Annotated in this window: 14 protein-coding genes and 2 pseudogenes; 7 read left to right on the top strand and 9 right to left on the bottom strand. The window is 73.0% G+C overall.

Translation table 11 applies throughout. The features are described from left to right. The first annotated feature begins 44 nt into the window (after window positions 1–44). A complete protein-coding gene (locus tag CCZ36_RS07295) occupies window positions 45–980 on the top strand; it encodes a US12 family protein (protein WP_069743786.1) in 936 nt (311 codons plus the stop codon). 121 nt (window positions 981–1,101) lie between these two features. On the opposite strand, the gene CCZ36_RS07290 is transcribed toward CCZ36_RS07295, so the two are convergent. From CCZ36_RS07290 to CCZ36_RS07270, 5 genes and pseudogenes are all read right to left on the bottom strand, one after another. After that, a complete protein-coding gene (locus CCZ36_RS07290) occupies window positions 1,102–2,610 on the bottom strand; it encodes a phytoene desaturase family protein (RefSeq protein WP_206515715.1) in 1,509 nt (502 codons plus the stop codon). Between the two features lie 31 nt (window positions 2,611–2,641). Further along, window positions 2,642–3,259 carry a DUF4126 domain-containing protein gene (locus CCZ36_RS07285; RefSeq protein ID WP_128817237.1) on the bottom strand — a complete coding sequence of 206 codons (618 nt, stop codon included), beginning with the start codon at window positions 3,257–3,259 and terminating at the stop codon, window positions 2,642–2,644. A 361-nt stretch (window positions 3,260–3,620) separates the two neighbouring features. Further along, a complete protein-coding gene (locus tag CCZ36_RS07280; RefSeq protein WP_030805877.1) occupies window positions 3,621–4,232 on the bottom strand; it encodes a TetR/AcrR family transcriptional regulator in 612 nt (203 codons plus the stop codon). 53 nt (window positions 4,233–4,285) lie between these two features. Next, entirely contained in the window at window positions 4,286–6,373 is a 2,088-nt protein-coding gene (locus CCZ36_RS07275; RefSeq protein ID WP_069737785.1) for a YhgE/Pip family protein, read from the bottom strand. After that, window positions 6,345–7,144: pseudogene (locus tag CCZ36_RS07270) on the bottom strand (ATP-binding cassette domain-containing protein). The gene CCZ36_RS07275 and the pseudogene CCZ36_RS07270 overlap by 29 nt, the downstream one beginning before the upstream one ends. A gap of 168 nt (window positions 7,145–7,312) precedes the next feature. Here CCZ36_RS07270 and CCZ36_RS07265 point away from each other — a divergent pair. From CCZ36_RS07265 to CCZ36_RS07255, 3 genes are all read left to right on the top strand, one after another. Beyond that, window positions 7,313–7,840 (top strand): SAV_6107 family HEPN domain-containing protein, encoded by a 528-nt coding sequence (locus tag CCZ36_RS07265; protein ID WP_006123869.1) that lies wholly within the window; start codon window positions 7,313–7,315, stop codon window positions 7,838–7,840. 105 nt (window positions 7,841–7,945) lie between these two features. Beyond that, complete coding sequence (locus CCZ36_RS07260; protein ID WP_069737787.1) at window positions 7,946–8,704, top strand: methyltransferase; 759 nt, start codon at window positions 7,946–7,948, stop codon at window positions 8,702–8,704. Window positions 8,705–8,951: 247 nt separating this feature from the next. After that, a complete protein-coding gene (locus tag CCZ36_RS07255) occupies window positions 8,952–9,356 on the top strand; it encodes a DUF3040 domain-containing protein (RefSeq protein ID WP_006123866.1) in 405 nt (134 codons plus the stop codon). Window positions 9,357–9,644: 288 nt separating this feature from the next. Here the strand turns inward: CCZ36_RS07255 and CCZ36_RS07250 are convergent, their stop codons facing one another. The 4 genes from CCZ36_RS07250 to CCZ36_RS07235 form a co-directional block, all read right to left on the bottom strand. Further along, complete coding sequence (locus CCZ36_RS07250; protein ID WP_128817235.1) at window positions 9,645–12,062, bottom strand: transglutaminase TgpA family protein; 2,418 nt, start codon at window positions 12,060–12,062, stop codon at window positions 9,645–9,647. After that, a complete protein-coding gene (locus CCZ36_RS07245; RefSeq protein WP_128817233.1) occupies window positions 12,059–13,426 on the bottom strand; it encodes a DUF58 domain-containing protein in 1,368 nt (455 codons plus the stop codon). The genes CCZ36_RS07250 and CCZ36_RS07245 overlap by 4 nt, the downstream gene beginning before the upstream one ends. Next, entirely contained in the window at window positions 13,426–14,469 is a 1,044-nt protein-coding gene (locus CCZ36_RS07240) for an AAA family ATPase (protein ID WP_069737789.1), read from the bottom strand. The genes CCZ36_RS07245 and CCZ36_RS07240 overlap by 1 nt, the downstream gene beginning before the upstream one ends. Window positions 14,470–14,720: 251 nt before the next feature. Beyond that, complete coding sequence (locus CCZ36_RS07235) at window positions 14,721–15,284, bottom strand: beta-class carbonic anhydrase (RefSeq protein WP_069737790.1); 564 nt, start codon at window positions 15,282–15,284, stop codon at window positions 14,721–14,723. Window positions 15,285–15,713: 429 nt separating this feature from the next. On the opposite strand from CCZ36_RS07235, the gene rsmH reads away from it, so the two are divergent. From rsmH to CCZ36_RS07220, 3 genes and pseudogenes are all read left to right on the top strand, one after another. Further along, a complete protein-coding gene (gene rsmH / locus CCZ36_RS07230; RefSeq protein ID WP_069737791.1) occupies window positions 15,714–16,679 on the top strand; it encodes a 16S rRNA (cytosine(1402)-N(4))-methyltransferase RsmH in 966 nt (321 codons plus the stop codon). A gap of 37 nt (window positions 16,680–16,716) precedes the next feature. Beyond that, a complete protein-coding gene (locus CCZ36_RS07225) occupies window positions 16,717–17,265 on the top strand; it encodes an FtsB family cell division protein (RefSeq protein ID WP_069737792.1) in 549 nt (182 codons plus the stop codon). Window positions 17,266–17,269: 4 nt separating this feature from the next. Next, a pseudogene (locus tag CCZ36_RS07220) lies at window positions 17,270–19,275 on the top strand (peptidoglycan D,D-transpeptidase FtsI family protein). Window positions 19,276–19,285: the final 10 nt, after the last annotated feature.

Genomic DNA, 19,285 nt, shown 5'->3' with positions numbered 1-19,285 from the left:
CGTACCCGCCCCCGAAGCGGTGACGGCCGAAGGAGGGGGCGGGCGTGGGCTGGACGGTCCTCTACATCGCATTCGGTCTGGTGGCACTGTGGCTGCTCGGCGAGGTGCTGCTGCAGTACAAGGCACGACTGCGCTGGCGACTGCTCGCCTTCGCCGGCTTCCTCGGCGTGGTGGTCGGGGTGCTGCTGGCCTCCGTCCCGGTCATCGTCGTCGGCACGCTCGCCTTCGCCACCGGCCAGACCTTTGTGACGCTGTCCTTCCGACGCGGCTTCTCCACCGGCTGGGCCATAGGCGGCACCCCGGGGGAGAGCCGTCGGCGCAAGGGCGGCGGCGAGGGCGCGGCGACGAAGGAACCCACGCTGGAGGTCTCGGACCTGGAGGTCTCGGCGCCGGACGCCCCCGCCGACTACGACGGGCCCCCGGCAGCCCCGCCCGCCCCGTCCGTCTACGCCACGGAGCCGCTCCCCGACGACACCGGCCAGTACGGCGTGTACGGGGGCACCGGCTACGACGCGGACGGCCCCGCCCACCAGGACCAGGGCAACGACGCGGACCCCTCGGCCCAGCCGCAGTACGCCGCGTACGACCCGTACACCGGCTACGGCCCGCAGCAGGCCCAGGACCCCTACACCGGAACGTACGACTACGGCACCGGCGAGCAGAGCTACGCCGCCTACTCCGACCCGTACATCGGCACCACCAACCAAGCCCCCTCCTACGGCTACGACGCCTACGGCACGGGCGACGGCTACGACAGCCAGGGCGGACAGCAGAGCTACGCCGACCCCTACGCCCAGAGCTACGGCGCGGACCCGTACGGCACGGGGGCATACGCCACGGACACCCCGCCCGGCGGAGTCTGGGTCCCGCAGCAGCGCGACGCCGAGCAGTACCCCCCGGAGCCGCCGGAGCAGCCCGCCGGGCCCGCCCCGTACGGCAACGGCTACGACACCGGCCAGAACGAGCAGTACCGCTACTGAGCGCGCCGCCGCCGGGGCGACCCGGCGGCACAGCGGCTGCTCCGACCCCGTATCGGCGGCGGAGCCGAAGGCGGCGCCGACCGGCCGCCGCCCGAACGGCGCGGCCCGGCAGCCGGGCCCCTCAGCGCGAGCCGCGGAAGTCGTCACCCTCCACCACGAGCCCGGCCACCAGCGTCCCCGACATCCCGGCGTGCGCGAGACCTCCGCCCGGATGCGCCCAGCCGCCCGCGAGATACAGCCCCGGCAGCCGGGTGAGATTGCCCGGGTGCAGATACGCGCCGCCGGCCCCGGCGAGCGCGGGCGGCGGCACCGCACCGCCCTCGGCTCCCGTCTCCGCCTCGGTCTCCGCCGGCGTACGGATCTCCGTGTGCAGGATCCGCTCCCGCAGCCCGGGCACGGCCGCGCCCGCCCGCTCCACCAGGAGGTCCGCGAACCGCCGCCGCACCTCCGCGTCCCGCCAGTCGACCGGGCCCTGCGGAGCCACCGTCGCGGTGAGCGTCACCGCCTCGTGCTCCGCGTCCGGCCGGGTCGCCGGATCGTCCGGGCGCAGCACCGTCACCGTGGGGTGGCCGGCGACCCGGCCCCCGAACACGGCCTCCCACTCCGCCGCCCCGTCCCCGCTGTGCACCACGGTCCGGTGCACCGCGTCCGCCTCCCGGGCCCCGCGCAGCGACAGCAGCACCGTGAACCGGCCCGCCGCGCCCGCGCCCGCCCGGACCGGCACATCGCCCGCGCCCCACACCTGCCGGCCCGGCACCAGATCCGGGCGAGGCCGGACCCCGAGCACCACCCGGTCGGCCTCGGCCACCTCACCGCCCGCCAGCTCCACGCCCGCCGCCCGGCCGTCCTTCTCGACGACCCGGACCACCTCGGCGCCGAAGACGAACTCCACCCGGCGGGCCACGCACCGCTCGTACACCGCCCGGGCCAGCTCCCGCATCCCGCCCAGCACGTACCAGCTGCCGAAGGTCTGCTCCATGTACGGCAACAGCGCGGCGCTCGCGGGGGCGGTACGCGGGTCGAGGCCGTGGGCGAGCGCGTACCCGTCGAGCAGGGCCGCCAGACGCGGGTCCGCCAGCTCCCACGCGCCGATCTCCGCGACCGTGGCCGCCTGCCGGGCCGGGCGCAGCAGCCGACGCTGCCGCACCGCCGGATACGGATCGCGCCCCAGCACCTGGTGGTCCGTGCGCAGCGGCTCCTCCAGGAGTGGGCGCCGCGAGCGGTCCCAGGCGTCCCGGGCCCGGTCCATGAAGTCGCTCCAGCGCGCCCCCGAACCCACGCCCAGCGCTCCGTCCAGGGCGGCCGACACCCCGGCCCGGGAGGCGTTCGGCAGGGAGACCGCGGTGCCGTCCGCGAAGAGATGGCGGCTCGCCGGATCGACCTGGGTCAGCGTCACGCACTGCTCCAGGGACTCCTTGCCGGTCTTCACGAAGAGGTCCCGCTGGACGGCGGGCAGGTGCAGCAGCCCGGGCCCGGTGTCGAAGACGAAGCCCTCGTGCTCATGGCGGCCGACCGAGCCGCCGTAGCTCGCGGACCGTTCGTAGACCGTCACCTTCTCGCCCGCCACGGCCAGCCGGGCGGCCGCCGCCATCGCGCCCGTGCCGGCGCCGATCACCGCAATTCGTGCCATGCGGGTGACTTTATCGACCGGCACCGGCAGTTCAGCCGGGAGGCCAGTGCGCGCCCGTCCCGGCCAGGCCTTTCTCCTCGCGCCGCTGGGCCCGGCGGCGCAGGAAGCGGCGGATCCGCGATGCGAGGAAGACCACTGTGACGATGCCCAGCACCAGCAGCACGGCCGCGATCACGGCGGCTGCCACCGGATTGAATATGGCGAACGTGACGACCCCGGCGACCCCGAGGTCCTCCGCGACGCTCAGCGCGACGTTGCTGAAGGGCTCCGGAGAGGTGTTGACGGCCATCCGCGTGCCCGCCTTGACCAGATGGCTCATCAGCGCGGTGGACCCGCCGATCGCACCGGCCGCCAGCTCCGGCAGCGAACCGCTCTCCCCGGCCAGCAGCGCGGCGATCACCGCCCCGGCCACCGGCCGGATCACGGTGTGCGCCGTGTCCCAGACCGAGTCCACGTACGGGATCTTGTCCGCGATCGCCTCGCAGAGGAACAGCACCCCGGCCACGATCAGGACGTCGGTGCGCTGCAGGGCGGCGGGCACCTCGTCAAAGACGCCGGTGGCGCCGAAGACGCCGAGCAGCAGGACCACCGCGTACGCGTTGATCCCGCTGGCCCAGCCGCTGGTGAACACGAGAGGGATGACAGACACGCAGGTGATCGTAACGACCCCGGTCGGGGACCGGGTGGGGTTCGGTGCGGTGCTCTGAGTATCCGTACCTAGGAGCACAGATGAGTAGCAGCGCGGATAGGCCCCGACCTGCGCGGACGGCAGAGTGATGACCACGGAAGGGGCGCTGCGCCAGGACCGCCGGCACGGGGCGGCGGAACGGCGCGGTTCCCCCGACGCAACGGGGGTGCGCGACGGAGTCCGGGGGCCACGGGGGACATACGGGGTCACGGGGAACGGGTTTCCGGCAAGCACGGAAGACGCCGGTCCGATGAGGTTCGCGGGGGATGCGAACCTCATCGGCCGGCGTCTTCGGCGTTCCCGGCGCCCCCCGGGCGCGGCCTCAGTGCCCGCTGACCCGCCCGTGCAGCAGCAGCGACAACGCCGAGTGGACCTCGTCGATCGAGCGCTCCGGCTGGAACGCCTGCCAGTCCAGCGCCGCCACCAGCACCATCCCGACCAGCGCGGCGGCCGTCAGCGGGATGTCGATCTCCTCGCTCAGCTCCCCGCTGCGCACGGCGTCGCGCAGGACGCCCTCGACGACCGCCACGGCCTCCTGACGCACCACCAGCAGCGTGGACTGCCAGGCGCGGTTGGTGCGCCAGAGTTCGGCCACGTACAGCTGGGTGAAGGCCGGGTAGCGGTCGATGAAGGCGAGCCCGGCCCGGATCATCGCGTCCAGCGCCTCGACCCGGGTGCCGCCCCGCTCCTCGGACTCCTCGGCGGCGGCCCGCAGGGATGCGGTGAGCAGTCCCACGCCGTGCCGGAGCAACTCCTCGAACAGCTCGGTCTTGCTCTTGAAGTTGTAATAGACCGTGCCCTTGGCGACCCCGGCCCGCTCGGCGATCTCGTCGACGGTGGTCGCCGAGAAGCCCTTTTCGGCGATGAGCGTCACCGCCGCCTCGTAGAGCTTCTGCCGGGTGGCCTGGCGGCGCGTGGTGCCACTGCTTTCCATGGGGCCGATTCTTCCAGGCCCCGGCCTACCCGGGGACGCGACCGCGGGCGCGCTCACAGGCTCAGCTCCGGGTGCAGCCGGCTCAGGCTCCACACCTGTTTGCGTCGGGCGGTGAACGCGGTCAGGGCGAGCGCCCCGACGGTGAAGGCCGCCAGCACCGCGCAGCCCAGCCAGACCGGGGTGAGCGGGCCGCCCGTGATCAGCCTGCGCAGCCCCTCGACGACGTACGTCATGGGGAGGTACGGGTGGATCGCGCCGAAGAAGCCGGGGCTGGTCTGGACGGGGTACGTGCCCCCGGCCGAGGTCAGCTGGAGCATCAGGACGACCAGCACCAGGATCCGCCCCGCCGCCCCGAAGCAGGCGTTCAGCCACTGCACGATCGCGGCGAAGCAGCAGGTCACCAGGGCCAGGAAGCCGATCGTTCCGGCGGCGTGGGCCATCTGGAGACCGAGGCCCCAGTGCAGGACCGCCATCAGGGCGGCGACCTGGGCCGCGCCGATGGCGGCGACCGGGAGCCAGCCGGCGAACGCGATCCGCCAGGAGGAGGCGCCGGCGGCGAGCGCCCGCCGGTTCATCGGCTGGATCAGCATGTACGCCACCATCGCGCCGACCCACAGGGACAGCGGGATGAAGTACGGGGCGAAGCCGGTGCCGTAGTTGGGGGCCGCGTGCAGCGACTTGGAGGCCAGCTGGACGGGGTCGGCCATGACGTCGGTCCGCGCGTCGCGGTCCTTCTTGTCGTAGTCCGGGATCTTGTCGACGCCGTCGTTGAGGCCCTGGGCCAGTTCGGCCGAGCCGTCGCCGAGCCGGAACAGCCCGCCGTCCAGATTCTCCGCCCCGGTCTTCAGCTTGCCGACACCCGTGTCGAGGTTGCTGGAGCCGGTCCGCGCGGTACCGAGACCCGTGTGCAGCGCCTGCGCGCCCTTGGCGACCTTGTGGGCGCCGGTGTTGAGCTCGTTGACCTTGGCCACGGCGGACGCCAGGTCGTCGTCCAGCGTCGGGGCGCGCTTCGCGAGGGCCTCCGCCTGCTTCTGGAACGCGGTGAGCTGGGTGCTGAGCTTCTTCAGATCGCCGTTCTGGTTGGTGACCAGGGTGTTCACATCAGCGGCGATCTTCGCGGCGTCCTCGGAGGTGACCTTGGCGCGTTCCAGCGGCGGGCAGGCGGTGGCGTCGGGCTCCTCGGCCTCCTCGCACTGGGTCCGGTGGATCTCGGCCAGCTCGTCGGCGGCCTTCCGGGCGCGGGTCGCCGCGGTGGGCGCGGTCTTCACCAGCACGTCGAGGTTGTGCCGTACGGCCCCCGAGGTGTCGGCGACCAGCCGGGCGGTGTCCTGGATGGACTTCCCGTTGTCCTTGAAGAACGGCCGTACGTCACCGGCGATCCCGTTGACCTTGTCGGCCAGGACCTGGGTGCCCCCGGCGACCTGGCGGGAGCCGGTCGCGAGGTCGCGCGAGCCCTGGTTCAGCTTCACGATCCCGTCGGAGAGCTTCTTGCTGCCCGCCTTGGAGTCCTTGAGGCCGTCCGCGAGGTCCTTGGAGCCCTGCTTCGCCTTGGAAATGCCGCCCTTGAGGTCGTCGGCGCCCTTGGCCGCCTCGGCGGTCTTGTCGTGCAGATCGGAGAAGCTGATGAAGATGCGGTCCAGGAAACCCCGGGAGGCGTTCGTGGAGGCGGCGTTGCGCACCTCGCCGAAGACCGTCTTGGAGATCTGCCCGACGATGTAGTTGTTGGCGTCGTTCGTCCGCACCTGGAGCGCGCCGGTCTCGGGGGAGTCCCCGCCGCTGGAGGCGATCTTCTTGCTGAAGTCCGACGGCATCGTCAGCGAGAGGTAGTACGTGCCCTCCTCGACGCCCTTCTCGGCCTCGGCGGAGCTGACCTCGTGCCAGGCGAAGACCTTGGAGTCGAGCAGCTTCTCGCTGATCTCGTCCCCGGCGGTGATCCGCTTGCCGTCGCTGGTGGCCCCCTTGTCGTCGTTGACCAGGGCGACGGGCAGCTTGTCGAGTTTCCCGTACGGGTCCCAGAACGAACACAGGTACAGGGCGCCGTAGAGCAGCGGCAGGAGCAGCAGGGCGACGAGCGCGGCGGCCGGCAGCTTCCCCCGGCCGAACCGCTTCAGCTCAAGCGCGGCGAGCTTCGGCGAACGCATCGGCCGTCTCCTTCTCGGTGGTGGGTTCGGGGGTGGCGTCTTCACCGGCCGGTTCTTCGACGTCGGCTTCTTCGGGGGCCGGTGCGGTGCGCACGACCCGGGCGTTCCCGGGGGCCTCGCTGCACACGGCGAGCACCGTCGTCCCGGCGTCGGCCACGGAGCGCAGCAACGCCCAGGCCTGCTCGCGTTCGGCGTCCGAGAGCTTGAGGTCGGTGTCGTCGACGGCCAGCAGCCGCGGCTTGCCGATCAGCGCCAGCGCGACGGACAGCCGCAGCGCCTCAAGGCGTTCCAGGTCGCGTACGGAGGTGCGCCCCGACTTCGGGAGCGTGGCGGGGTCGAGGCCGGCGGCCTCCAGGGCCTCGTCCACCCGGGCCTCGGCGGCGGCCCGGCGCTCGGCGCGCGGGCGCAGCAGGGCGCGCAGGGGCGATCCGTAACGGCCCTGGAGGAGTGCGCGTTCGCCCAGGTGCTCGGCGACGGTGAAGGCGGGGTCCAACTCGCTGACGCCCGGCACCGGGCCCAGGGCGGCGATTCTGCGGACGGCGGCGGCCTGCTTCGGCAGAAGCAGCCCGCCGGTCTCCGCGTGGCCCTCGGTGGTGCGCATCCGGCCGGTCAGGGCGAGCAGCAGACAGGTGCGGCCCGATCCCGACGGGCCCTCGATGGCCACCAGCTCCCCGGCTCGGCGCTGAACGTCACGTTCCGGAAGACCCGGCCGCGTGGTCCCTCCAGTCCGAAGTCCTCGGCGCTGACAGCCGCGCCGTGCGGGCTCTCCACAGAGATCCTCCCCTTTTTAAACTGACCAGTCAGTGCAAAAAAGTAGTCCGAACTCGCGCTCGAAGCAAAACGGCAGGTCAGGGCCTACTTCGGGTCGATTGTCAGTGGTGCCCGCCACCATGGACACAGACGGCCACGGAGCCGTCACACGACGACAGGAGGTTCGTCATGGCCAGCTCGTCCGCAGCCGCCGCCCCGCGGCGCCGCGCAGGCAGCCCTGCCCCCTCACTGACCGGTCCGGCCGCCGATGTCCACCCCGTCCTGCGCCGCGCCGCGGCACCGCCCGCCGCCCTCGATCTGCTCGCCAAGGCCCGCTCCGGCCTCGACGAGGCCGCCGTGCTCCGCGAGCCCAACGAGCGGTACGCCACCGCCCACCTCGCCGCCCTGCGCATCGCGGCGGCCGTGCTGGCCGCCCGCGGGCGGCCCGAGACGAACAAGCGCCGCCGCGACCGCATCCGCAGCGCCTGGGAAGTCCTCCCGGAGATAGCCCCGGAGCTGACCGAATGGAGCGCCCTCTTCGCCTCGGGCGCCGACCGCCGGGCCCGCGCGGAGGCCGGCATGCCGGGAGCCGCCAGCGGGCGCGACGCCGACGACCTGCTGCGCGACGCGGCCATGTTCCTGCGCCTGGTGGAACGGCTCCTCGTGCTCCAGCCGATCCTTCCGCAGCCCCGTCCGGAGCGCCCGGGCGGCGGGTGAGCTGCCCGGGGGCGCGAGGCAATAGGGTGGTGACCGCTCACATCACCACCCGCACTGTTCACGCTCCGCCGTCCCCGGCGGCACCGTGCCGAGGAGACATCTGCCGTGTCGGACCAGCCGCGCCCCCGCGCCTCCCTCCGTACCGCCGTGGTCTGGGAGGTCCTCAAGGAGGCTCTGGACCGTCAGGTCAAGGCGGCCGGCAGGGACGCCCTGGATGTCCTGGACACCGGAGGCGGCACCGGAAACTTCGCCGTGCCCGCGGCCAGGCTCGGCCACCGGGTCACCGTCGTCGACCCCAGCCCCAACGCGCTCTTCGCGCTGGAGCGCCGCGCCGCCGAGGCCGGGGTCGCCGACCGGGTCCGGGGCGTCCAGGGCGACATCCTCGGCCTCTTCGACGTCGTGGAGCGCGACGGTTTCGACGCGGTGCTCTGCCACGGCGTCCTGGAGTACGTCGACGAGCCCGCCGAGGGCGTGCGCAACGCGGTCGAGGCCCTGCGCCCCTCCGGTGCGCTCAGCCTGCTCGCCGCCGGCCTCGGCGGAGCCGTTCTGGCCCGCGCCCTCGCCGGACACTTCACCGAGGCCCGGCAGGCGCTCACCGACCCGGCGGGCCGCTGGGGCGAGGGCGACCCGGTGCCCCGCAGGTTCACCGCCGAGCAGCTCTCCGACCTGGTCTCCGAGGCCGGAATGGAGATCGCCGCGGTGCACGGGGTCCGGGTCTTCGCCGACCTCGTGCCGGGCGTCCTGGTGGACACCGAGCCCGGCGCCGTGGAGGCGCTCCTCAAGCTCGAAGCGGCCGCCGCCGAGCAGCCCGCGTTCCACTCGGTCGCCACCCAGCTGCACGTTCTGGGTGAGAAGCGCCGCTGATCAGCAACGAAGCTGCGCACGGAGTGGGACTCAGGACCCCCGTACGAGGCGTAAGCCCCGTATGATCGGGTGACACCATCCGGCATGGCGGATCGGTCGTCGGGGAATCTACGCCTCAACAGCCGAGCCGACATAGCGGTCCGGACTGGCTGAACGCTAGAGGGCGGGTTTCACGGGGGCGAATCCCTGCCTATCCTGGAAGGGCCGCATACCGGTCGCCCCCGCGGCCGACGACGAGGAGGATCCCGTGCCGCTCTCGGAGCACGAGCAGCGCATGCTCGAGCAGATGGAGCGAGCGCTGTACGCCGAAGATCCCAAGTTCGCGACAGCGCTCGAGGGAAGCGGGCTGCGTACGTACACCCGCAAAAGGGTCTACCAGGCGGTCGCAGGCTTCCTGGTGGGTATCGCGCTCCTCATGGCCGGAATGGTCGCCCAGCAGATCTGGATCAGCGTGGTGGGGTTCCTCGTCATGCTCGGCTGCGCCGTGCTCGCGGTCACCGGATGGCGCAAAGCGCCCAAGCCCGGTGAACAGCAGCCGGCCGCCGCAGGTGGCGGGGACAGCGGCGCACGCCGCCGACCGAGACAACGCCGGTCGATGATGAACCGCATCGAGCAGCGGTGGCAGCGCCGCCGCGACGAACAGGGCCAGTAGGCAGTACGCGTCGGCCCTGTTCTTCCCACAGAGCCGGGCGATGGCGCCACGCAGGACACCGATGGGTGAGGGGCGGCCGCATTGTTGCGGCCGCCCCTCAGCCGTTGCCGGACGGCCCCCGGACGGTAGAGCCCACTGGGCGCCCCCCGGAGCCGACAGAGCGTCTGGGGGCGGGGGAACCTCCGGCTGAGCCGGGCGAATGCCTCCGGCAGAGTCGTGAATGCCTCCGGCCCGGACCCGTTCGCGGGGTCCGGGCCGGAGGCATTCACGGGCGGGGTTCGGCCCGCCTCAGCCGTGCTGGCGCGTGAGGCGGCGCAGCCGGGTCGTCCAGCGACCGGCCCCCGCGCGGCCCGCCCACCGCTCCGCGAGGGCCGTCCGGCGGTCGGCGACGGCCCACACCACCCGGACGGACGAGCGGGGCAGAAGCATTGCCCGCAGCCGGGCGCCCCGGCCCGCCGTGGCCCGCAGTCCCGCCCGCACCGCCGTAGCGTCCTCGGCCAGGCCGTCCGCCGGGCGCGGCTCGGGGGCGTACAGCACCTGTTCCACCGAGCCCGCGATCCGGTGCACCGCCTCGGCCGCGGTGGTGTCGAGCCGGCCCAGCCGCACGATCCGGGCCGCCGCCTTCCGGGGGGTCAGCGAGTCGTCCGGGGCGATGCCGTGGTCCCAGGCCGTGTCGGTGATCTCCCGCCAGGCGGCCAGCGTCCGTGCGGCGGCGTCGGCGGGCGTCCGGCCCCCGGAGCCCAGCCGGCGGTTTCTCGTCCGGGTCCGCCACCACAGCGGTGACAACGGCAGCACCAGGGCCAGGACCGCCGCGAGGACCACCAGTAGCACCGTCCCGAGCGGGGTGCCGCGGTCGGTCGGCACCGCGGTTCCCGCCTCCTGCGACGGCCCGCACCCGCCTTCCTGGCGCAACTGCGGCGGGCAGCTGTCGTCGGCGGAGGGGAGGGCGGACGGTGCGGTGGACGCGTCCGCGGAGGGCTCGGCCGCGTCGCTCGCGGTGTCCGTGGGAAGCTCGGGCCGGGTCCACGAGGGAGTGCTGCCCCGGCTCGGGGTCGGCTCGAACCGGGTCCACCCGACGCCCTCGAAATACAGCTCGGGCCAGGCGTGCGCGTCGCGCAGCCCGACCGAGATCGCCCCGTTCGACTTCATGGTGCCCGGAGTGAAGCCCACCGCGACCCGGGCCGGGATGCCCAGCGTCCGGGCCATCGCGGCCATCGAGAACGAGAAGTGGACGCAGAAGCCCTCCTTGTCACGGAGGAACCGGGCGATGGCGGACGACCCCGTGCCCGAGGTGACCGTCGTGTCGTAGGTGAAACCGCCCTCGGAGGCGAACCAGTCCTGGAGTTTCACGGCCTGCTCGTAGGCGTTGGCCGCGCCCTCCGTGACCTGTGCGGCGGTCTCGGCGACCACCTCCGGCAGCGAGCCGGGGAGCTGGGTGTACTCCCGGGACAGCTCCCCGGGCGGCGAACCCGCGGCCGCGAGTTGCTGCGCCGTGGGTTCGACGACCAGGCTGCCGACCTCGTACCGCGCACCGCGCGTGGTCTGCCCGTCGTCTCCGACGAGGGTGCGGCCCTCGGGTTCGTACCGCCAGCGGCCGCCGACCCGGACCTCGCTCGCCGGGTAGGGGAGCGGCAGATACGTCTGCTGGTAGGAGCGCGAGGCGGAGATGTTCGTCCGGACCTCCGTGACCGAGACGTCCCCACCGAGCCCCGCGGGCTGGGGGAGCCGGTCGGGTACGTCCGTCAGCCGCCGGGTGGAGGAACGCCACTCGCTGCCGTTGAACTCGTCCAGGGCCAGGATGCGGAGATAGAGGTTCTGCGGGTTCTCGATGTTGCTGCGGTACGTCATCACCTCCCGGTTCTCCGGCTGGTTGAGGTTGTTCTGCAACGAGACCAGCGGATTCACCGCGGAGATCGTGCCACCGCCGCTGCCCTTGCCGTTCCCCGGGCCGTTGCCGCCGAGCAGACCGCTGTCCAGGGCGGGCAGGGCGAGGGGAGCCACCAGGGCGATGCCGAGCGCCAGCACGCCGATCCGCCGCCCGGTCCGCACGGGGGAGGAGCCGCCGCCCGTACCGGACAGCCCGTCGGCCAGACCGCCCCTGGTCCGTGAGGCCCCGCCGAAGACACGGCCCCACTGGGAGAGCCGGTCCCGGCCCTCCGCCAGCAGGAGCAGCAGATAGCCGGAGGCGGCCAGCAGGAACCACAGCCATCCCGCCCCGCCGTCGGAGAGACCGGCCGCGACCGAGTACAGGGCGAGGAGCGGCAGCCCGGCCGGGGCCGCGCTGCGGAAGGTCACCGCCATGGCGTCCACGACGAGGCCGATCAGGACCACCCCGCCGACCACCATCAGCTCGATGCCGTCGGTCAGCGGGGCCGGGGTGGAGTACGTACCGACGTCCTCCCCGCCCGCGACCAGCAGCTCGCCGAGCCGCATGACGGCCTGCGGCCCCGGCACCACCCCCAGCAGGGCGTGGTCCCGTGCGAACACCAGGGTCAGCAGCACCAGGGTGACCAGCGCCTGGGCGGCGACGGTCAGCGTCCGGGCCAGCGGGACCCGGCGCGCCAGGGCGCCCACCCCGCTCTGGACAGCGAGCAGCACCGCCGCCTGCACCAGCCAGCCGACCTCCTCCACCAGCGGGATCAGCGCCCCCGCCGCCAGCAGTGTCGCCGCACAGGCGCTCAGCGTCAGCCTGGCCCGCCCGCTCATGACCATCCCCCCGCGAAACCGTTCGGGCCGCCGCTCGGGGCGGACGGCGTGTCCGTGCGCATCCCGCCGGCCAGCTGCCACAGCTCGGGCAGCTCGTCGCCCGGCTCCACCGGCACCGCCGTCCAGCCGGACTCGCGCAGCCGTCGCAGCCGGTCCTCGGCCGCGCCCGCCGCGCTCCCGTCGCCGGCCCACGCGGCGCTGTCCAGGACGAACGCGACCCCGGCCCCGGCGCGCTGTCGCATCCGGGCCGCGACCGCGGTCTGCTCCTCGTCCAGATCGCCGAAGAAGGCGATGAGAAGCCCCTCGTTACCGCCGCGCAGCACGTCATGGGCGCGGCTGAGGCCCCCGCCGTCGGAGTGGCCGACCACGGCGAGCGTGTCGAGCATCAGTCCCGCCGAGTCCGCGGACTCCTGGGTCGAGCCCGCGTACCCGTCGGTCCCCTCGCCGGGCACCGCGGTGCCGTCGTCGGTGAGCAGCCGGACGGCGAAGCCGCGCTCCAGCATGTGCACGAGGGCCGAGGCCGCCGCCGAGACCGCCCACTCGAACGCCGAGTCGGGCCCGGCACCCCGGTAGCCGATCTGCCGGGTGTCCAGCAGGACCGTGCACCGGGCCCGCTGCGGTTGTTCCTCACGGCGCACCATCAGCTCGCCGTGGCGCGCGGTGGAGCGCCAGTGAACCCGGCGCAGATCGTCGCCGTGCCGGTAGCCGCGCGGAATGATGTCGTCCTCCCCGGCGAGCGCGAGCGAGCGCTGACGCCCGTCGCCGTACCCGGAGGCCTCGCCCGCCAGCCGCAGCGCGGGCAGCGGCACCGTGCGCGGAATGACGACGAGGGTGTCGTACGCGCTGAAGGAACGCGTCAGCTCGCACATGCCGAAGGGGTCGCTGAGCCGCAGCTGCAACGGGCCGAGCGGATAGCGGCCGCGCAGGTCGGAGCGGACCCGGTAGGACACCTCGCGCCGACCGCCCGCCTCCACCCGGTCCAGGACGAAGCGGGGCCGCGGACCCAGCACGTACGGCACGCGGTCCTGGAGCATCAGCAGCCCCGTGGGCAGCCGCGAGACGTTCTCCATCCGCAGGTGCACCCGGGCCTCCGCGCCCGCGGGCACCCGGGACGGCGAGAGCCGGCGGGTGCCCGTGACCCGGTAGCGGGTGCGGTAGAGCACGGTCACGCAGACCAGGGGCAGCACAGCGAGCAACAGCCCGACCCGCAACAGGTCGCCCTGGCCCAGGACGTACGCGCAGACGGCGGCGGCAAGACCGGCGGCCAGGAACGAGCGTCCCCGGGTGGTCAGTCCGCCCAGGGCCGCCCGGAGGCCGCCCTTCCGTCCGCCGTCCTCCACGGCGCCGGGCTCGCCGGCCGCCATCACAGCCGCCGTGCCCCGGGCTGCTGCTGGTGGTACAGCGGGCGGCCCTGCTCCCGCGCGGGCGGTGCGGTGCCGCCGGCCGATGTCGGAACGGGGGTGCGCTGGATGATCTCCCCGACCACCTGCTCCGCCGTGCGGCGGTTCAGCTGGGCCTGGGCGGTGGGCAGCAGCCGGTGCGCCAGCACCGGGGTGGCCAGCGCCTGGACGTCGTCCGGCAGGGCGTAGTCACGCCCGCTGAGCGCGGCGGACGCCTTGGCGGCGCGCAGCAGATGCAGCGTCGCGCGCGGGGAGGCGCCGAGCCGGAGGTCGGGGTGGGTACGAGTGGCCGCGACGAGTTCCACGGCGTAACGCCGCACGGCCTCGGCGACGTGCACCGTACGGACGGCGTCGATCAGCTTCACGATGTCGTGGGCGTGGGCCACCGGCTGGAGGTCGTCCAGCGGCGAGAGGCCCCCGTGCACATCGAGCATCTGGAGCTCGGCTTCCGGGCTCGGATAACCGATGGAGACCCGGGCCATGAAGCGGTCGCGCTGGGCCTCGGGCAGCGGGTAGGTGCCCTCCATCTCGACCGGGTTCTGCGTGGCGACCACCATGAACGGGTCGGGCAGCTCGTAGGTGTGCCCGTCGATGGTGACCTGGCGCTCCTCCATCGACTCCAGCAGCGCCGACTGCGTCTTCGGCGAGGCGCGGTTGATCTCGTCGCCGATCACGATCTGGGCGAAGATCGCGCCCGGCTTGAACTCGAAGTCCCGCCGCTGCTGGTCGAAGATCGATACGCCGGTGATGTCCGAGGGCAGCAGGTCCGGCGTGAACTGGATCCGCCGCACCGAACAGTCGATGGACCGGGCCAGCGCCTTGGCCAGCATGGTCTTGCCGACCCCGGGCACGTCCTCGATGAGGAGATGCCCCTCGGCGAGCAGCACGGTCAGCGATAGCCGTACGACCTCGGGCTTGCCCTCGATCACACCCTCCACCGACCTGCGCACCCGCTCTGCGGTGGTGGTCAGATCAGTGAGGCTCGCTCGATCGTCATAGGTCGTCACCCGGCCCTCCTCGGCCCTTTTGCGCAGGGGCCGTCGCGCGTACCCGCGCGGCCCACCCCGAAAAATCGGACACCCCTCCGGAAGACCCGGGGGAGGTCACACCCGCATTCTTGTTGCCGTTACCGCTTCGTGTCACTCGCCTGTGGATAAGTGGGTGTGAAAAGGCAGTGTCTGTCACGATTCCGGTGCCGCAGGGCGCGGCGATGCGTGCGTGAGGTGCAGCGGAGGGCCGGGAAGCGACGGGGATCCGTTCAGGAAACGGAGTCGATCTCCCGCAGCAGACCGGTGGTCACGTCGAAGACGAACCCGCGCACATCGTCGGTGTGCAGCAGGAACGGCGAGGTCCGCACCCGCTGCATCGACTGGCGCACGTCCTGGTCGGCGTCCGTGTAGGCCTCCACGGCCCAGGCCGGACGCTGGCCCACTTCGCGCTCCAGGTCCTGCCGGAAGTCCTCGGTGAGGGACTCCAGACCGCAGTTGGTGTGGTGGATGAGAACGACGCTGCGGGTGCCGAGCGCCCGCTGGCTGATGGTGAGCGAGCGGATCACGTCCTCGGTGACCACACCGCCCGCGTTGCGGATCGTGTGGCAGTCACCGAGCTCCAGACCGAGCGCGGCGTGCAGGTCGAGACGGGCGTCCATGCAGGCGACGACGGCGACCTGGAGGACGGGACGCGCGTCCATGCCCGGATCGCGGAAGTCCTTCGCGTACTGGGAGTTCAGCGCGACGAGGCGGTCGGTGACCTGGCCCCCCTCGCGGACCGCCGCAGCGGTGGGTGTCACGGACTCGGCGGGGGAGTGAGCAGAAGTCGACATGGATACGACGTTAGCCTTCCCACCTGGCACGGGCGGGCTGTGAGAGCGGACAAAGAACGTCAACACGGCTTGTTGTGAGCTAACCCACAGGACCCGCCGGACGCACCTGTTCGAGTGAGTTCGACGCATCCGGTCGGGTGGCGCGACGCGCTGCGCGGTTCGTTGATCGCGAATCGATCGAATGGCAGGGTGGACTAAAGTAACGCGAAGTCAACACCCGAATTCCCGCCCCACCGCCCCAACGCACCTCCCCGCACCTCCTGCATATTCCGTATTTCCCCCGTGATGTGCGGCGTACGTGCGACCCGGCCCTCTCCCGCTCTCGGTCGGCCGACGCCCCTTCCCCGGCGCCGGCGGGCCTCCCCTTCAGAGCGGGCGGGGACCAGGACGTACGTGCCGGCCGCGCGGGACAGAGCCTGAGAGGGCGCATTGAGCCAGACCCGACACGTCCCGGTGATGCTCCAGAGGTGTCTGGACCTGTTGGCCCCGGCTCTCCAGGACCCGGCCCACCCGCAGCCCGTGGTCGTCGACTGCACCCTCGGCCTCGGCGGCCACAGCGAGGCCCTGCTCGCCGCCTTCCCCACCGCCCGGCTGATCGCCCTGGACCGTGACAAGGAAGCCCTCCGCCTCTCCGGCGAACGGCTCGCCCCCTACGGCGACCGGGCCACCCTCGTCCACGCGGTCTACGACGAACTCCCCGACGTCCTCGCGCGGCTCGGGATCCCGAAGGTCCAGGGCGTCCTGTTCGACCTCGGCGTCTCCTCCATGCAGCTCGACGAGGCCGGCCGCGGCTTCGCGTACGCCCAGGACGCCCCGCTCGACATGCGCATGGACCAGTCCACCGGGATGGGCGCCGCCGAGGTGCTCAACACCTACCCGCCCGGCGAGCTCGTGCGGATCCTGCGCGCGTACGGCGAGGAGAAGCAGGCCAAGCGGATCGTCTCCGCGATCGTGCGCGAGCGCGAGAAGGAGCCGTTCAGCAACAGCGCCCGGCTCGTCGAGCTGATCCGTGACGCGCTGCCGCAGGCCGCCAAGCGCACCGGCGGCAACCCCGCCAAGCGGACCTTCCAGGCCCTGCGCATCGAGGTCAACGGCGAGCTGAGCGTCCTGGAGCGGGCCATCCCGGCCGCCGTCGACAGCCTCGCCGTCGGCGGCCGCATCGCGGTGCTCTCGTACCACTCGTTGGAGGACCGGCTGGTCAAGCAGGTCTTCGCGGCCGGCGCCGCCAACACCGCGCCCCCCGGACTGCCCGTCGTCCCCGAGCGCTACCAGCCCCGCCTGAAGCAGCTCACCCGGGGCGCCGAGCTGCCCACCGAGGAGGAGGTCGCCGAGAACCGGCGCGCCGCCCCCGCCCGGCTGCGCGGCGCTCAGCGCATCCGCGAGGAGGAGCGATGAGCACCGGGGCCGGACGCCGTACCGGGGGAGTCGCGGGGTGAGCAAACCGGCCGCACCGCTGAAGGGGCGGGTCGCCCGGCTCGCCCGGCTGATGCCGTCCACCGGGCCCAGCACCGCGGCCCGCACCCCCTTCGTCCTGCTGGTCGTCCTGCTGCTGGGCGGCGGACTCATCACCCTGCTCCTGCTGAACTCCGCGCTCAACGAGGGATCGTTCCGGCTCAGCGAGCTGAAGCGGGACACCACCGAGCTCACCGACGAGCAGCAGGCCCTCCAGCGCGACGTCGACAGCCGGTCCCAGCCCGACGCCCTGGAGAAGCGCGCCCGGGAGCTGGGCATGGTCCCCGGCGGCAGCCCCGCCTTCCTGAACCCCGACGGCACGGTCCGCGGCAACCCCGTGGAGGCGACCGCCCCGCCGCCCAGCCCGAGTCCGAGCCCCAGCGCCTCACCGGACCTTGACGACCCGGCGGCCGACCCCTCGGCCGGCCCCTCCGGCTCCCCCTCGCCCTCCGTGTCCGAGCCCCGGCCCGACCTCGCGGCCGCCCCCTCGGCGGACGACAGCCCGCCCCCGACGAGCCCCGGCAGGTGACGCAGTGCCGCCCAAGGAACCGCCGCGCCGCCGCGTACCCGGACCGGCCCGCCCCCGCAACGGAGCATCCCGATCCGGCGACGGGGCATCCCGGTCCGGCCGCCCCGGCGCGCGCCCACCGGCCCGCCGCCCCCGCCCCGCCCGGGGGAGCACCACCCGGCGCGGCACCGCACCCCGCTCCCTGCGCCTCGGCAGCCCGCGCCCCCGGCTGCGGCTCGTCAGCCTCGGGCTGACGCTGGTCATGCTGGCCTTCGTGGCCCGGCTGCTCCAGGTCCAGGCCGTCGACGCCAGCGCGTACGCGGCCAAGGCCGAGAAGAACCGCTACCTGGAGTACACGGTCGCCGCCGAACGCGGCGAGATCACCGACCGCAACGGCGTCGCGCTCGCCACCAGCATGGACGCGCACAACATCACGGCCGACCCCAAGCTCTTCACGCCCGAGGAGAGCAAGGCCCCGACGCCCCCCAGCAGGCTGCCGCGCTCCTCGCCCCGATCCTCGGCAAGGACGTCGACAAGCTCGTCAAGCAGCTCTCGGCCAACAGCCGCTACACCGTCCTCGCCCACCGGCAGACCCCCCAGGTCTGGAAGCAGATCAAGGACCTCAAGGCCGTCTTCGCCGAGAAGGCGTCCGAGGACAAGCTCAAGGGCGGCCCGGGAGCCAACGTCCTGGCCGGTGTCCTCCAGGAGCCGACCACCAAGCGCGTCTACCCCAACGGGGACCTCGCCGCCGGGATACTGGGCTTCGTCAGCGCCGACGGCAAGGGCGGCGGCGGCCTGGAGTCACAGCTGGACAAGGAGCTGGCGGGCGAGGACGGCAAGATCCGCTACGCCCAGGCGGGCGGCCGACGGGTCCCCACCGCGGGCAGCAGCGAGATCCCGGCCGTGCCCGGCTCCGACATCGAGCTGACCATCGACCGCGATATCCAGTGGGCCGCGCAGAAGGCCATCAGCGACCAGGTCGCCAAGTCCAAGGCCGACCGCGGCTACGTCATCGTGCAGAACACGAGGACCGGCGAGCTGCTGGCCATGGCCAACGCCCCGGGCTACGACCCCAACGACCTCTCCCAGGCAACCTCGGCCTCGCTCGGCAACGCGGCCCTCCAGGACGTGTACGAGCCCGGCTCCACCAGCAAGGTCATGTCGATCGCGGCCGTGCTGGAGGAGGGGGCCGCCACGCCCGGCACCCATGTCACCGTCCCCAACCGGCTGCACCGGGGCGACCGGCTCTTCAAGGACGACGTCGACCACCCCACCTGGTACCTCACGCTCAACGGGGTCCTCGCCAAGTCCAGCAACATCGGCACCATCCTGGCGACCGGTCAGCTCGGCAAGACCCAGGCCGAGTCGAACAAGGTCCTCTACGACTACCTGCGGAAGTTCGGCCTCGGCAAGAAGACCGGGCTCGGCTACCCCGGCGAGTCACCCGGCCTGCTGGCCCACCCGAAGGACTGGTCGACCTCGCAGCAGTACACGATCCCCTTCGGCCAGGGCCTCTCCGTCAACGCCGTCCAGGCCGCCTCGGTCTATTCCACGGTCGCCAACGGAGGCGTCCGGATCGCCCCCACCCTCGTACGCGGAACCAAGGGGCCCGACGGCCGCTTCACACCGGCCGAAGCCCCCGAGGAGAACCGGGTGGTCAGCGAGAAGACCGCCAAGACCCTGGCGACCATGCTGGAATCCGTCGTCGACGACCGCGAGGGGACCGGCACCAAGGCCGCCATCCCCGGCTACCGGGTCGCGGGCAAGACCGGAACCGCCAACCGGGTCGACCCCGTCCGCGGCGTCTACAAGGGCTACACCGCCTCCTTCGCGGGCTTCGCCCCCGCCGACAACCCGCAGATCACCGTCTACTGCGCGATCCAGAACCCCACCAAGGGCAGCTACTTCGGCGGCCAGATCTGCGGCCCGATCTACAAGCAGGTCATGGAGTTCGCGCTCAAGACGCTCCAGACCCCACCGTCCGGCAGCGAGCCGCCCCGGCTGCCGGTGTCCTTCAAACCCGGCGAGTGAACACGGGGAT

Source organism: Streptomyces sp. S063 (assembly GCF_002832675.1).
GTDB classification, from domain to species: Bacteria; Actinomycetota; Actinomycetes; order Streptomycetales; family Streptomycetaceae; genus Streptomyces; species Streptomyces sindenensis.
The sequence above is the reverse complement of the archived record's forward strand: the minus strand, read 5'-3'. Positions and strand labels throughout refer to the sequence as shown.